The sequence below is a fragment of the Micromonospora sp. SL1-18 genome, assembly GCF_047921505.1.
Lineage (GTDB): Bacteria > Actinomycetota > Actinomycetes > Mycobacteriales > Micromonosporaceae > Micromonospora.
The window spans coordinates 53,982-67,658 of the sequence record NZ_JBLROA010000016.1; the positions used below are offsets into that span (position 1 = coordinate 53,982).

The 13,677-nt window shown below is 71.2% G+C and carries 13 protein-coding genes; 3 read left to right on the forward strand and 10 right to left on the reverse strand.

Annotation, left to right across the window (positions count from 1 at the left end):
- Window positions 1-18 precede the first annotated feature (18 nt).
- The 5 genes from ACNAW0_RS10595 to trmB form a co-directional block, all read right to left on the reverse strand.
- Window positions 19-600 (reverse strand): hypothetical protein, encoded by a 582-nt coding sequence (locus tag ACNAW0_RS10595; RefSeq protein WP_416287576.1) that lies wholly within the window; start codon window positions 598-600, stop codon window positions 19-21.
- Between the two features lie 187 nt (window positions 601-787).
- On the reverse strand, window positions 788-1,435 hold the full coding sequence (locus ACNAW0_RS10600) for a hypothetical protein (RefSeq protein WP_416287577.1): 648 nt from the start codon (window positions 1,433-1,435) through the stop codon (window positions 788-790).
- 118 nt (window positions 1,436-1,553) lie between these two features.
- Window positions 1,554-2,564, reverse strand: a complete 1,011-nt coding sequence (locus tag ACNAW0_RS10605) for a CehA/McbA family metallohydrolase (protein ID WP_416287578.1) — start codon at window positions 2,562-2,564, stop codon at window positions 1,554-1,556.
- A gap of 58 nt (window positions 2,565-2,622) precedes the next feature.
- Window positions 2,623-5,127, reverse strand: coding sequence for a DEAD/DEAH box helicase (locus ACNAW0_RS10610; RefSeq protein WP_416287579.1), 2,505 nt, complete (start codon window positions 5,125-5,127; stop codon window positions 2,623-2,625).
- 102 nt (window positions 5,128-5,229) lie between these two features.
- A complete protein-coding gene (gene trmB / locus ACNAW0_RS10615; RefSeq protein WP_416287580.1) occupies window positions 5,230-5,946 on the reverse strand; it encodes a tRNA (guanosine(46)-N7)-methyltransferase TrmB in 717 nt (238 codons plus the stop codon).
- A gap of 112 nt (window positions 5,947-6,058) precedes the next feature.
- Here trmB and ACNAW0_RS10620 point away from each other — a divergent pair, with 112 nt between their 5' ends.
- Both ACNAW0_RS10620 and ACNAW0_RS10625 read left to right on the forward strand, forming a co-directional pair.
- A complete protein-coding gene (locus ACNAW0_RS10620; protein WP_416287581.1) occupies window positions 6,059-6,667 on the forward strand; it encodes a hypothetical protein in 609 nt (202 codons plus the stop codon).
- 8 nt (window positions 6,668-6,675) lie between these two features.
- Window positions 6,676-7,347: a class F sortase gene (locus ACNAW0_RS10625; protein ID WP_416287582.1), complete on the forward strand. Its 672-nt coding sequence runs from the start codon at window positions 6,676-6,678 to the stop codon at window positions 7,345-7,347.
- A 153-nt stretch (window positions 7,348-7,500) separates the two neighbouring features.
- On the opposite strand, the gene ACNAW0_RS10630 is transcribed toward ACNAW0_RS10625, so the two are convergent.
- The 4 genes from ACNAW0_RS10630 to ACNAW0_RS10645 form a co-directional block, all read right to left on the reverse strand.
- Window positions 7,501-8,892 carry a S1 family peptidase gene (locus ACNAW0_RS10630; RefSeq protein WP_416287583.1) on the reverse strand — a complete coding sequence of 464 codons (1,392 nt, stop codon included), beginning with the start codon at window positions 8,890-8,892 and terminating at the stop codon, window positions 7,501-7,503.
- Window positions 8,893-8,972: 80 nt separating this feature from the next.
- Window positions 8,973-9,311: an antibiotic biosynthesis monooxygenase family protein gene (locus tag ACNAW0_RS10635; RefSeq protein WP_416287584.1), complete on the reverse strand. Its 339-nt coding sequence runs from the start codon at window positions 9,309-9,311 to the stop codon at window positions 8,973-8,975.
- A 17-nt stretch (window positions 9,312-9,328) separates the two neighbouring features.
- Window positions 9,329-10,126 carry an exodeoxyribonuclease III gene (locus tag ACNAW0_RS10640; RefSeq protein ID WP_416287585.1) on the reverse strand — a complete coding sequence of 266 codons (798 nt, stop codon included), beginning with the start codon at window positions 10,124-10,126 and terminating at the stop codon, window positions 9,329-9,331.
- A gap of 95 nt (window positions 10,127-10,221) precedes the next feature.
- Window positions 10,222-11,142 (reverse strand): proteasome assembly chaperone family protein, encoded by a 921-nt coding sequence (locus ACNAW0_RS10645; RefSeq protein WP_416287586.1) that lies wholly within the window; start codon window positions 11,140-11,142, stop codon window positions 10,222-10,224.
- A gap of 426 nt (window positions 11,143-11,568) precedes the next feature.
- On the opposite strand from ACNAW0_RS10645, the gene ACNAW0_RS10650 reads away from it, so the two are divergent.
- Window positions 11,569-12,522, forward strand: a complete 954-nt coding sequence (locus tag ACNAW0_RS10650) for a peptidase M23 (protein ID WP_416287587.1) — start codon at window positions 11,569-11,571, stop codon at window positions 12,520-12,522.
- A gap of 80 nt (window positions 12,523-12,602) precedes the next feature.
- Here the strand turns inward: ACNAW0_RS10650 and ACNAW0_RS10655 are convergent, their stop codons facing one another.
- Window positions 12,603-13,472, reverse strand: a complete 870-nt coding sequence (locus tag ACNAW0_RS10655; RefSeq protein ID WP_416287588.1) for a GDSL-type esterase/lipase family protein — start codon at window positions 13,470-13,472, stop codon at window positions 12,603-12,605.
- Window positions 13,473-13,677: the final 205 nt, after the last annotated feature.

Genomic DNA, 13,677 nt, shown 5'->3' on the forward strand with positions numbered 1-13,677 from the left:
TCTACGTCCACTGAGGATTCATAGCCAACCTCGTGAGCTGCGGGCCAGCAGGCCGTCGATGAGCACGACCGCCTCGACCACATCGAGCCATCGGGCCAGGTCCCAGCAGGTACGCGCTGGCGAGGTCGTCAGGATGCCGCCCCGGTCCAGGACGTCGCCAGGGTCCACCTCCGCACGGTGAACTCGCAGGCCGGTCACCGGCCCACGCCGCTTTGCGGTTCTGCCCGGCGTTGCCGAGGCGGAGATCGGTGCTCCGATCGCATCTGTGGCCGGTTCTGAACCGGGCGCGGACAGTTCGGCGGGCGGCTTGGGCATCAGCACGTCAACGGGTTCCTCGGGAGAGACCTGCCCGACATCGTAGAGGGCAGCGGCCGAACGGCCGGCGATGGCGGTGCCGCCGGGGACCAGCCAGCGGATCACAGCCCCGCAGCGGTCTCGACGGGTAACTCTCAGGTGCGCGTCCACGTAGACGTCGCGGAAGAGCGACCGCCACGCCGAGCTGCGGAGATCGTTGCGGGTCAGCAGACCACGGCTCACCGCGACGGAGCCACGAAAGATCCGACCGCGCAGTTGGGGCGGTCGCCGAGGAGCTTTGGGCATACGTTCACGCTGCCCGATCGCCTGCCCTCAGCACCGCCCCTGTGGATAACCCGGGATGCCGCTCGCCAAGATCGTGCTCAAACGCGGAAGTAGTGGCCTCCCGGGCGCGGGAGACCACTACTTCCTGGATCGAGCGCGATCTTGGCCGGGGCGGGCTCGTGCGCGGATCTTGAAGGGTGGGTGGGGGTTAGGCGGCGGTGGACCAGATGGCGCGGAAGGCGGCGGCCTCGCCGGCCAGCCACTGCTCGATTTGATCGGGCTTGACGTCGGCGGGCATGCGGTGGGTCAGGCCACGCCGGACGTCGACCAGGACCGGCTCGGCGTGTGGCAGGACCGCGTCCATGTGTCGGGCCATCAGGTGCAGGGTGGCCAGGGTCGCCTCCTCGCTCGGCGGGGCCTCGTCGAAGTGCAGGCGGACCGCCTCGGCGCGGCCGTCGGCGTACCGGATGCCGAACTGCGGGTTGATCTTGACGGGCAGGTCGCCCAGCATGGCCAGGGCGTCCCGGGCCTGGGCCAGGTCGACGCCGGCCGGCTCGCCGAGGGAGTGCAGCCAGGTGGTCGCGCCGGGCACGAGCGCCTCGTAGAGCGGGCGCCAGCGGGGCTTGACCAGATCGGCGACCTGGGCCAGGTGGGTGCCGCCGGTGTGGAAGGCGACGTCGGCCTTGAGCGCCTTGACGAACTGGCCGTGCGGGTTGAAGCCGTGCCGGCTCGCTCGCTGCTTGCGCAGGCCCCCGACGAAGGTGGCCTTGGTCGGCCCGGTGCGGTCCACGTACCGGGTGAAACCGAGGAGGGTGGCGTAGGGGGTGACGGGGGCGGTGGAGGTGGGCGTGGTCACGAGCATCCTCCCAGGTCAACGGCTTGATTAGTACATACATTCTAATCGACCGGACTGACATTGCCCAGGGTGCGAAAGGGGCCGCCCGGGCATCCCGGACAGCCCCTGGAAGAAATGCTCAGACGAGGATCACCGGGTTGGTGAGGGCCGCCATGTGCCCTCCGGGGTGGCGTACCTCGACCCGGACGAACATCGATTCCACCGCGCTGGCGTGCCAGGTCACGGCCGCCGGCTCGCCGCCGGCCAGCGACTCGCGATGCGCGGTGCCCCGGTCGGTGTGGAAGCTGACGGTGCCGCCGGGGACACCCGTCACGTCGACCCGGACCACGGCCGGTTCGGCCTCGGTCACCAGCCGCTCACCGATCCCAGCGCTGCGGTGACCGGCGGAGACGCTCAGCGAGAGCTCGATCTCGACCGATCCGGCGATCCAACTCCGGCCGGCACGGATGCCGGCGAGGACCGCGTCCACGCTCAGCTCCTCGGCGAGCACGACGGTGTGCGGTACGCCGAGCTGGCCCGCGAGGTGCGTGTCGCTGTTGCCCATCGCCGGCCGCCACCGTCCTCGGTGGATGTCGAAGGCCAGGGTTCGGCCCCATTCGGCCAGCGCTGCCTCGTTGTCGGCGTTCCACGGCAGGTCCGAGCGCCACTGTCCGTTCCACACCTCGACCACGTCGAATCCCTGGTACGGGTACATGAAGACGCCGGAGGGGTAGGGCGCCTGGGGGTGGGCCGCCACACCCAGCCCGCCGCCGCGATGCACCTGGTCCAGCTGCCGCCCGATCAGGTCGTCGCGGATGCCGTAGCGCCACTCGACCAGCTGCCCGGCGGGGATGCCGAGCGCCAGCCAGTGCCCGGTGCGGGTGGTGACCTCCTGGCCGAGGATCACCAGCAGGTCGTCCCCGGCCGGCTGGGCCCAGTCGGCGTGGGTATCGCACGTGTTGTGCTCGGTGACCGCGAGGAAATCCAGCCCTGCCGCACGGGCGGCCTCCACGAGCTGCGCCGGCGTCAGCTCCCCACCGGTCGAGCGCAACGAGTGCACGTGGCAGTCGCCGCGGTACCAGCCGAGCCCTCGGCCGGCTACCCGCCTCGGTGGGAACTCCGGCGAAGGGATCTCGTCGTCCGTGGCCATCCCGGCACGCTACCGAGGCGACCGCGGGCGGCGCTGCCCCACGACAGAGGGCAGCCCGCTACAGCTGCCCGACGGAGGTGACCCGCACGACGGCCGCGCCGACCTCGTCGGAGGCCGCGAGGTCGATCTCGGCGCTGATCCCCCAGTCGTGGTCGCCCTCCGGGTCGTCCAGGATCTGGCGTACGGTCCACTTCTCCCGGCCCTGCTCGATCATGAGCAGCGCCGGCCCGCGGGCGTCCGGCCCGACCCCGATCCCGTCGTACGACTCGAAGTACGGCTCCAGCGCGTCCGCCCACGCGTCGGCGGCCCAGCCGGAGGCGCCGTCGAGTTCGCCCAGCTCATCCCAGCGGCGCAGGGCGGCCAGTTCGACCCGGCGGAACAGCGCGTTGCGTACCAGGACCCGGAACGCCCGGGCGTTGCGGGTGACCGCCGGCGGCCGGTCGTCCAGCGACGCGGCGACCGCCTCGACGTCGGACGGGTTGCGCAGCCGCTCCCACTCGTCGATCAGGCTGGAGTCGACCTGGCGGACCAGCTCGCCCAGCCACTCGATGAGGTCGACCAGTTCCTCGGTCTTGGCGTCCCCGGGGACGGTCTGCCGCAGCGTCTTGTACGCGTCGGCGAGGTACCGCAGGACGAGGCCTTCGGACCGGGACAGGCCGTAGAACTGCACGTACTCCGGGAAGGTCATGGCCCGCTCGTACATGTCGCGGACGACCGACTTGGGGGAGAGCTGGTGGTCGGCGACCCACGGGTGGCCCTGCCGGTACATCTCGTACGCCGACTCCAGCAGCTCGGCGAGGGGCTTGGGCCAGGTCACCTCGTCGAGCAGTTCGAGGCGGGCCTCGTACTCGATGCCCTCGGCCTTCATCGCGGCGACCGCCTCGCCGCGGGCCTTGAACTGCTGGGCGGAGAGCACCTGGCGGGGGTCGTCGAGGATCGACTCGATCACCGACAGCGCGTCGAGGGCGTACGACGGGGACTCCCGGTCGAGCAGCTCGATGGCGGCCAGGGCGAGTGGTGACAGCGGCTGGTTGAGGGCGAAGTCGAGCTGTAGATCGACGGTGAGCCGCACCCGACGGCCCTGCTCGTCCGGCTCGGGCAGCTCCTCGACCACCCCGCCGGCCTTCAGTGCCCGGTAGATGGCGATGGCCCGGCGGATGTGCCGTCGCTGGGCGGCCCGGTCCTCGTGGTTGTCGGTGAGCAGGTGGCGCATCGAGGCGAACGCGTCACCGGGCCGGCCGATGACGTTGAGCAGCATCGAGTGGCTGACCTGGAAGCTGGAGGTCAGCGGTTCCGGGTCGGCCTCGACGAGCCGGTCGAAGGTGGGCTTGCCCCAGCCGACGGACCCCTCGGGGGGCTTCTTCCGTACGACCTTGCGGCGCTTCTTCGGGTCGTCGCCGGCCTTGGCGAGGGCCTTCTCGTTCTCGATGACGTGTTCGGGGGCCTGCACCACCACCCGGCCGAGGGTGTCGAAGCCGGCCCGCCCGGCCCGGCCGGCGATCTGGTGGAACTCGCGGGCCTTGAGCAGCCGGGTCCGCGTCCCGTCGTACTTCGACAGGCCGGTGAAGAGGACGGTGCGGATCGGGACGTTGATGCCGACGCCGAGGGTGTCGGTGCCGCAGATGACCTTGAGCAGTCCGGCCTGGGCCAGGGTCTCCACCAGGCGGCGATACTTGGGCAGCATGCCGGCGTGGTGCACGCCGATGCCGTGCCGGACCAGCCGGGACAGGGTCTTCCCGAAACCGGACGTGAAGCGGAAACCCCCGATCGCCTCCGCGATCATGTCCTTCTCGGCCCGGGTGCAGACGTTGACGCTCATCAGCGCCTGGGCACGTTCCAGCGCGGCGGCCTGGGTGAAGTGCACGACGTACACCGGGGCCTGCTTCGTCTCCAGCAGTTCCTCAAGCGTCTCGTGCAGCGGCGTCATCGCGTACGAGAAGAGGAGCGGGACCGGCCGCTCGGCCGAGCGGACGACGGCGGTCGGCCGCCCGGTACGCCGGGTCAGGTCGTCGACGAAGCGCGTGGTGTCGCCCAGCGTGGCGGACATCAGGATGAACTGCGCCTGCGGCAGCTCGATCAGCGGCACCTGCCACGCCCAGCCCCGGTCCGGCTCGGCGTAGAAGTGGAACTCGTCCATGATCACCTGGCCGACGTCGGCCCGGGCGCCCTCACGCAGGGCGAGGTTGGCCAGGATCTCAGCGGTGCAGCAGATGATCGGGGCGTCGGCGTTGACGCTGGCGTCGCCGGTGAGCATGCCGACGTTCTCCGCGCCGAAGACCTCGCAGAGCGCGAAGAACTTCTCCGACACGAGCGCCTTGATCGGCGCGGTGTAGAAGGTGGTGCGGTCGTCGGCCAGGGCGGCGAAGTGCGCGGCGATGGCGACCAGACTCTTGCCCGAGCCGGTCGGCGTGTTCATGATCACGTTCGCCCCGGAGACGATCTCGATGACCGCCTCCTCCTGGTGGGGGTAGAGGTCGAGGCCGCGCTCGGACGCCCAGCCGGCGAACGTGTCGAAGAGGGTGTCGGGGGTGGCGCTTGCGGGCAGCGCGGCGGTGAGGGTCATAGCCCGTCCATGGTGCCTGGATCATGACCCTCCGCGCCAACCGGGTTGCCCCGCCGGTGTTAATGCCGGTGTTAATAAGGGGCCCCTGTACCACGCCAGGCGTTAATAGGGGGCCCCTCCTTTCACGTGGATGAGGTCGAAGATGTCGCGGCCGGCGGTGAGGGCGCGGCGCTCGAACTTGGTCACCGGGCGGTGCGCCGGGCGGGGGGCGTAGTCGCCGTGCACGTCGACCAGCTCCGGGTCGGCGGTCAGCGTCTCCCGCATCGACGCGGCGTACTCGGCCCAGTCGGTGGCGCAGTGCAGCGTCCCGCCGGGTGCCAGCCGGGAGCGCAGCAGCGCCACGTGGGTCGGCTGGATGATCCGGCGCTTGTGATGGCGGGACTTCGGCCAGGGATCGGGGAAGAAGACGTGCACCGCGTCCAACGACCCCTCCGGCATCGCCCGGACCAGGTCCAACGCGTCGCCCTTGGCCACCCGGACGTTGGTCAGCCCGTCCCGGTCGACCAGGTCGAGCAGGTTGGCGATTCCGGGCGTATGCACCTCTACCGCCAGATAGTGTCGGTCCTGGTCGGCCGCCGCCATCGCGGCGGTGGCGTCGCCCATACCGGAACCGATCTCCAGCACCAGGGGGGCTCGCCGCCCGAACAGCGCTGCCGGATCGTATGGCCCGTCGAGGTCGGCGATGTCCAGACCGTACGCGGGCCAGAGCCGGGCCAGCGCCGCGCGCTGCCGGTCGGTCATCCGGCCGCGGCGCGGATGGAAGGTGCGGATGCGGGCGGCGTGGGCCGGCGGCGCGGCGTTCTGGTCGGTGGTGGTCACAGCGACCCGAGCGTACGCGACCACCGCCGCGGAACGGATGTGATGTGCGACCGAGGGTGAGAGGATTCATCCCGTTACGGCAGGACGGGTGGCCCAGAGCCCGGGAGGGGTCATGGTGTCAGTCACGCGACGCACGGCGCTGCTGATCGCGGCCGCCGCGTGCACCGCCCCGCTGCTCGCGGCGGGGCCGGCCCTGGCCGGCCCGACTGGCACCCGGCTGCCCGTCGCCGAGCCGGTTCCGGGTCCGTCGGATCAGGGCCAGCGGCCCGCTGACCTGATCTTTGTCGAGGTCACCCCGAGCACTGTGGAAGCCGGTTACCTGGTCGGCCTCCGGGCCAGCTGCCGGGACAATTCGGTGCCGGCGATCGTGGTCTCCGACGCCTTCGGCCGGGTCCAGGTGCAGCCGCAGCGCGGGCTGCTCACCGCCTCGCCGATGGTCGGTGAGCGCACCCGGCCCGGCAACTACCGGGTCAAGCTGGAGTGCCCGAGCGGGCAGACCGCCTCGACGATGCTGCAAATCGTCAAGGCGGTGAAGTCCAGCAGTGGGCCGGCGACCGGCTTCGCCAGCCGCGGGCCGGCGACCGGCTTCGGCGGGACGGCCGGGACCGGCTCCGGCAAACTCCTGGTGCCGTTCGGGCTGGCGCTGACCGTGGCCGGTGCCGTGGTCGGCGTGGCGGCGGCGCGTCGACCCCGTGCCGGCCGTGGCGCCGCCCCCCGCTGAACCCCGCCATGGTCGCCCAACCCGCCCCCCGAGCGCCCGCCGGAGCGCCCCGCGCCCAGCGACGCCGTCCCTGGTCGGTGCCGCTCGCCGTGGTGCTGGTGCTGGTCGGGGTCTTCGCCACCGGGGCCGGGCTGGGCCGGACCGCCGGGCCGTTCGACTGGGTGGAGGCGACGGGGTCGACGGCCGGCGGCGCCGAGCCGGCCCGGGCCCGTCAGCCGGCGAGCCGCCCGGTGAGCCTCTCCGTGCCGGCGATCGAGCTGACCGCGCCGATCACCCCGGTCGGCCAGGCCAAGGACGGCTCGGTGGACGTACCGCCGTTGAGCCAGCATGACCAGACCGGCTGGTACGACCGTGGCCCGGTCCCCGGGGAACCGGGCCGGGCCATCATCGTCGGGCACGTGGACACCAAGAGCGGGCCGGCGGTCTTCTACCGCCTGCGGGAGCTGAAGCCGGGCGACCGGATCGAGGTGACCCGGGCGGACCACAGCGTCGTGACCTTCAAGGTCGACACCGTCGAGTACTTCGACAAGGCCAAGCTCCCCGCCGACCGGGTGTACGGCAACGACGGCCCGCCCGGGCTGCGCCTGATCACCTGCGGCGGCGAGTGGGTCGGCGGGCGGACCGGCTACGAGGACAACGTGATCGCCTTCGCGTCGCTGGCCGACACCCCTGAACCGTGACCAGCTCAGCCGCAGGCGACCAGCAGGGAACGCGGTCGGCCGAGGAAGCGGGGTCGCACCGGGCGATGATCAGATCCTCCTCGCGGGTCTGCTCATCGATCCTTCTCGGTGCGCCCCCGCTCCATCTTGGGTCCAGGGCTCAAAGACTAGGCACTAGTTGTACTTGATAGTGCCCTCCAGGGCATCTTCGGCCGTCAAGATGTCGGTGAAGTAGTCGTAGCAGTGACCACTGGTGTTGTCGGTGCCACCACTGAGGATGCCCCTGGCGGTGATCGAACCGTCGCTCTTGATGTTGTAGATCGGCGCGCCCGAATCGCCGCTCCGGGTGCAGTTGCCGTAGCGGTATCCCTTGTTGGCGTTGCGCAGGACCGCGCCGTCCGTGTACTTCACGGTTATGCGCGTGGCGATCACCTTGAAGCCGCACATTTCGCCGGTAACTTGGCCGCTGACGCAGTAGGTTTCCCCATTCTGGGAGCGCCGCTTCAACTTGCCGGTAACTGGCCGTGAGGTGGTGGACGTAGGCCCGCCGCTGTAGACGCGACCGCGAGACGTCGAGGTCAGCCTGATGCTGGACGCGTCACCCGAGTAGTAGTTATGGCGGGGGAGGAGCTTCACCGAGCCGGTCGTGTTGTTCCAGTTATCGACCACGACGGTACCGAGGGTCCCGGTCGGGTTGTACGCCTTACCGTTCAACGAGGTGCAGTGGCCGGCCGTGAGAAGGGAGTCATGACCCCCATGGGTCCAGGCGAAGGCGATCGTGCATGAGCCGACCGAGGTGTAGAAGTACGCCCCGCCGTAGTAACCCGGTGGGGGGTCGCTGTGCCGCCCCCACTTCAGTTCCGGCAGCGTCATCCCCGGCACCAACTGGAGGGCGACCCGGGTGGCGCCGTAGCGGGTGGCCAACGCCTCGCGCATTTCCTGCGTTACCGTCGCCGCCTCGATGATGACCCGGTTGTTCACCGGGTCAATCGCGGCCGTGCGCAGGTTGCTCGCGCCGGCCAACTGGTCGTCGCCGAGGTCGAGCACCTCGTCCTGAGTGGCGACCAGTTGGTCCACCGTGTACGGCACCACCTCGACGATTGGCTCGATGATGACCTCGGCCTTCATCGGGGTGAAGGTTACGGGCGCCGGGCTTGCCGGGGCGGCCGGGGGAGTGCCCTTGTCTTCCTGCGTGCTGGGGGTGTCTGGATCGTCCGTGATCGTTCCGGTGGACGTCGGCGTGACGACCATGTCGGCAGACGCGGCGGCAAGCGTCTGCTCCGAAGCGGTCTCAGACACCGGCACCATGAGCTGACGGTTCAGCACATAGGGCATCGAATATTCGGTTGGGTTCGCGTACGCCCGTTCCACCGCGATCTCCAGGGCCTCGGCGTAGCCGGACAGGAGCGTTTCGTCGGTTGTCGGCGGGGTGGTCGTCACGGCCACCGCGGTGCTGGTGGCTGGCTGATCCGTGGTGATCTCGGCCTGGGCGGGCGAGGGGAGCCAAACGGCTCCGGCGACGGCTGTGAGAGTGAGGGCGAGCCCTCGGGTGGTAACTTTCCTCATCCGGCCATGATCAACGTCCTAAGTGGATCGGTCAAGCGTGGCTCCGCCTTGCCGACACCCGCGAACGCATGATTCAGTTCTCAGTCCTTGCCGGGCACCTGCTGGACCACCTCGAACTCCAGCAGTGTGGCCCCGATGGTGACCGGCTTGCGTGGCTCGCCGCCCTCGCCGCCCTCGCCGCCCTCGCCGCCGGCGTGCGCGGCGCGGGACGGCCCCTGCGCCCACGCCTGGTAGGCCTCCTCCGAATCCCACTTCGTATAGACGAAGTAGCGGTTCTCTCCGGCGACCGGGCGGAGCAGCTCGAAGCCGAGGAAGCCGGGCGAGTTCTCCACCGCGCCGGCCCGGGCGGCGAACCGCTTCTCCAGCTCCTCGCCGGCACCCGGCGGGACGTCGATCGCGTTGATCTTCACCACTGCCATGGCTCCCACCCTACTTTTCAGAACGCCTCGACGACCGGCACCAGGTCGGCGTCCACCACGATCGGGGCGTGGTCCGAGGGGGCCTTGCCCTTGCGCGCCTCCCGGTCCACGTACGCGGAGCGGACCGCGCGGGCGAACGGCGCGGAGGCGTACACCAGGTCGATCCGCATGCCCTTGTTCTGGTGGAACATGCCGGCCCGGTAGTCCCAGTACGTGTAGGGGTGCGGGCCCTTCATCGGGGTGGGCACGACATCGCTGAGCCCGAGGTCGCGCAGTGCGGCCAGGGCAGCCCGCTCGGCCGGGGTGACGTGGGTGGAGGTGACGAAGAGCGCCGGGTCCCAGACGTCGGCGTCGGTCGGGGCGACGTTGAAGTCCCCGCAGACCGCGAGCGGCGACCCGGCGACCAGTTCCGGCTCCAGCGCGTCGCGCAGCGCCGCCAGCCAGGCGAGCTTGTACGCGTAGTGCGGGTCGTCGGGGGAGCGGCCGTTCGGCACGTACACCGACCAGACCCGCAGCCCGTCGCAGGTGGCCGAGAGCGCCCGCGCCTCGGGCAGGGGGAAGCCCGGCTCGCCGGGGAAGCCGACCGCCACGTCGGCCAGCCCGACCCGGGACAGCACAGCCACCCCGTTCCACCGGCCGTCGCTGTGGCTGGCCGCCTCGTAGCCGAGGGCGCCCACCTCGGCGACCGGGAACGCCCCGTCGGGGCATTTGGTCTCCTGCAGGCAGACGACGTCGGGCTTCGTGGTGGCCAGCCAGTCCAGCAGCCGGGGCAGGCGGGCCTTCACCGAGTTGACGTTCCACGTCGCCAGGCGCATGTCCCCAGCCTGCCCCATCGCCGGCCGCCCCGCCGGTCCGGCGTCCCGGAGTGTCGCGCGGTCGGCGAGCCGGGGCGGTGCCTCCCGCGAGGCGGTCAGCGCTCGGGGGTGTCGCCAGGATGGGGCTGCTCGGCGAGGAAGCGTTCCAGCTCGGCGCCCAGCTCGTCGGCGGTGGGCAGGGGGCCGGTCTCGTTGGCGAGCAGGTTCTTCTCGCCGCGTCCGCGGGCGAACGCGTCGTACTGCTCCTCCAGGGCCTGCACCAGGTTGGCCGCCTCCTCGGTCTGGGCGACCTGGCGGTCGATCTCGACCCGGACCACCTCGGCGGCCGAGCGCAGCCCGTCGCGGGGCAGCAGCAGGCCGGTGCTGCGGGACACCGCGGCGAGCAGCGCCTCGGCGGCGGCCGGGTACTCGGTCTGGGCGACGTAGTGCGGCACGTGCGCGGCGAAGCCGAGGGCGTCGCGACCCTGCTCGCCGAGGCGGTACTCCAGCAGGTGGCCGACGCTGCCCGGTACCTGGACCCGCTGGAGCCACGGCTCGTGCCCGGCGATCAGCTCGCGACGGGTCGCGTGCGCGGTGACGCCGCTGGGTCGGGTGTGCGGCACCGCCATCGGGATCGAGTTGAGGCCGACGGTGAGTCGGACGCCGAGCCGGGTGGCCAGGCCGGCGACCGCCGCCACGAAGCGTTCCCACTGCAGGTCCGGCTCCGGACCGGTGAGCAGCAGGAACGGGTTCTCGTCGTCGTCGCGCAGCAGGTGCAGCTCCAGCGCCGGGGCGTCGTAGTCGGCCCAGTGGTCCTCGACGAAGGTCATCACTGGCCGCCGGGAGCGGTAGTCGAAGAGCTGATCGACGTCGAAGCGGGCGATCAGCCGGGCTTCGAGGGAGGTGAGCAGCTGCTCCCGGGCCAGCCGGGTGGCGTTGCCGGCGTCGACGAAGCCGGTGAGCGCCTGGATCAGCACCGGTTGGCCGAGGCCGGGCAGATCGTCGGTGAGTTCGTAGAGCTCGTGTGGGTCGAGCACCGGTGGAGACCTCCCTGGGACGCGCGTACGGGGCCGGGCCGTGCCGGCACGGCCGCCCCGTCCGGGCCAACGTACCGGCCGTCGTGGTCCATTCCGTTACGGGCTGGACGATGATCACGATTCGGCCACGCCGGCATGCCGGGCGGCCCGAAAACGCTGATCTTGCTCGTTCATCCACCAATAGGGCGATGTCGGCATTCGGCCGAAAGTATGAGTTAGTCGATCATCGACTGACGTCTGGGCGGCTGCGAGGTTTCTGCCCCGAGGGGTGCGCCTCGGTAGGGACCGGAGGTTCGACCGCTTCGCGAGGACTCATCCACATGGCCCCAGGCTGTGGCGCGGCATCCGATCTGGAAGGCAAAGACTGTGGCCAGGGTCACGTGATCACCCTCTTTTGCGGGGGTTTCTCCCGCTTAGCCTCGTCGAATGCGTGACGACGGCACCCTCGACGACCATTCCGGCCACGGCGGATCGGCTGACCGTTCGGACGATGTTTCCTCCACCGTTCGGTCAACCGGTCTCCCGGAGCCGGCCAACCCCCAACCCCTCTCCCCCGAATCCCGCCCTACCCGTGTCGGCGACCGCGTAAACCCCCGCGCTGCCCGGTCCGGTCGCGCCCGGCTGGCGGTCGCCGCCAGCGCGGTCTGCTGCCTCGGCCTGATCGGGTTCAGCCAGGTCGGCGCCGGCGCGATCAGCGACTTGGTGGCCCCAGTGTCGGCACAGGAGATCGCCCAGCGGACGGCCGCCGACGCCGCCTCCCGCGGCATGGCCCGGCAGGCACCCATCCCGGCCATTCCGTCCGCCGACCCCACCGACACCCCGACCGCCGACCCGGTCGTCACCTCGTCCCCGACGGCGCAACCCACACCGACCGCCAAGCCCAAGCCCAAGCCGAAGCCCAAACCGAAGCCCAAACCCAAACCGAAGCCCAAGCCGACGCGGATCGCCCCGGTGGCCGGGCTCGACCAGGACCAGATGGACAACGCCACGACGATCGTGCGGACCGGCCGGGCCATGGGTGTGCCGCGCCGCGGCCTGATCATCGCGGTGGCCACCGCGATGCAGGAGAGCGAACTCTACAACTACGCCAGCGGCGTCCTGACCGAGTCGCTGAACTACCCGCACCAGGCCGTCGGCTGGGACCACGACTCGGTCGGGCTGTTCCAGCAGCGCCCGAGCAGCGGCTGGGGCGAGGTGGGCGACCTGATGCGGCCCGCGTACGCCACCCAGCAGTTCCTCAACGCCCTGCTGCAGATCCCCGGCTGGGATTACATGGCGCTCACCGATGCCGCCCAGGCCGTGCAGGTCTCCGCGTTCCCCTGGGCGTACGCCCAGCACGAGGACCGGGCCACCCAGGTCGTCGACGCGATCCTCGGCTGACCACGACGGGCCTGGCGGCCGCTGTGGAACCGTGGCCCGGCCGGACCGATGGCGGTCCGGTCGGGGCCCAACCGGGGTGGTCAGTCGGTGGCCCAGCCGGCGGCGGCCCAGGTCACCTCGGCGAGCCGGTTCTGGCCCGCGGCGTCGGGGTGGAACCAGTCGAGCGAGTTCACCTCGTCCAGGCTGAACCGGGCCCGGTGCGCCGCGCCGCCGTCCCAGCGGCACCGTGATCCGTACGCCCGGCAGGCGGCGCGGAGCTGGTCGTCGTAGTCGTCGATCCGCTCCCGGAACCGGGCCCGCCGGGCCACGTCGGCCGGCGCGGTCGAGGTCGCGTCGGCCAGCAGGGCCGGGCAGACGCCGTGCGACCAGGCGCGTACCGCACGGGGCTCGGTGTGCCCGAGCTCCCAGAGCCGGTACAGGTCGGGAATGCTCACCACCAGCACCCGGGCCTTCGGCCGGCCCTCCCGCAGCATCCGCAGGCCGGCGTCGACCTGCTTCCGGAACGTGGCCACCGAGGTCATCGCGTCGACGTCGGCGCGGCAGGCGTCGTTCGCGCCGATCAGCACCGTGACGTAGTCCGCCTTGTCGCGTACCGCCGCGCGGGCCTGCTCGGCGAGGCCGACCGCGCGGGCTCCCGGCGTCGCCCGGTCGTACGCCCGCAGCCCCGGCGCGCGCTCGCGCAGCCGGCGGTAGTGGCTGCGGACCCGGGTGCCGTTCCCGGTCGACCAGGAGTTGCGCTCGCAACTCACCAGCACCAGGCAGGAACCGAAGCCGGTGGTGATCGAATCGCCCAGCGCGGTCATCACGGCCGGGCTGCCGGGGCGCGCGGAGCCCGACGGCCGGGGAGTCGCCGAGCCCGAGGGCCGGGGGGTTCCCGAGCCGGCGCCGTCACAGGCCAGCGCGACCAGCGCCGCCAGGCAGGCCAGCGCGGCGACACCACGTCGAGGCATCCCGCCCTCCCGTCCGCCGACGAAACGGCACGCCGACCCTACGCACACCGACCGTGCCGGCAGAAACCTCCTGTCACCTATCCGCCATAGACAACCATCGTTAACGCTTGCGTGCTAAGGCGTGTCCCTGGATCTTGGCGGGCGAAGTTCCGGGAGACAGACCCTAGGCGCAGGGGGTGGGTGGGGTCGGTTAGGGCGGTCGCTG

What these genes read in the sequence shown, in the direction of transcription:
- ACNAW0_RS10620 (WP_416287581.1), top strand. Translation starts at nt 6,059, where the DNA reads ATGGTGTCAGTCACGCGACGCACGGCGCTGCTGATCGCGGCCGCCGCG.
- ACNAW0_RS10640 (WP_416287585.1), bottom strand. Translation starts at nt 10,126, where the DNA reads ATGCGCCTGGCGACGTGGAACGTCAACTCGGTGAAGGCCCGCCTGCCC.
- ACNAW0_RS10610 (WP_416287579.1), bottom strand. Translation starts at nt 5,127, where the DNA reads ATGACCCTCACCGCCGCGCTGCCCGCAAGCGCCACCCCCGACACCCTC.
- ACNAW0_RS10595 (WP_416287576.1), bottom strand. Translation starts at nt 600, where the DNA reads ATGCCCAAAGCTCCTCGGCGACCGCCCCAACTGCGCGGTCGGATCTTT.
- ACNAW0_RS10650 (WP_416287587.1), top strand. Translation starts at nt 11,569, where the DNA reads ATGCGTGACGACGGCACCCTCGACGACCATTCCGGCCACGGCGGATCG.
- ACNAW0_RS10605 (WP_416287578.1), bottom strand. Translation starts at nt 2,564, where the DNA reads ATGGCCACGGACGACGAGATCCCTTCGCCGGAGTTCCCACCGAGGCGG.
- ACNAW0_RS10630 (WP_416287583.1), bottom strand. Translation starts at nt 8,892, where the DNA reads ATGAGGAAAGTTACCACCCGAGGGCTCGCCCTCACTCTCACAGCCGTC.
- ACNAW0_RS10655 (WP_416287588.1), bottom strand. Translation starts at nt 13,472, where the DNA reads ATGCCTCGACGTGGTGTCGCCGCGCTGGCCTGCCTGGCGGCGCTGGTC.
- ACNAW0_RS10635 (WP_416287584.1), bottom strand. Translation starts at nt 9,311, where the DNA reads ATGGCAGTGGTGAAGATCAACGCGATCGACGTCCCGCCGGGTGCCGGC.
- ACNAW0_RS10625 (WP_416287582.1), top strand. Translation starts at nt 6,676, where the DNA reads ATGGTCGCCCAACCCGCCCCCCGAGCGCCCGCCGGAGCGCCCCGCGCC.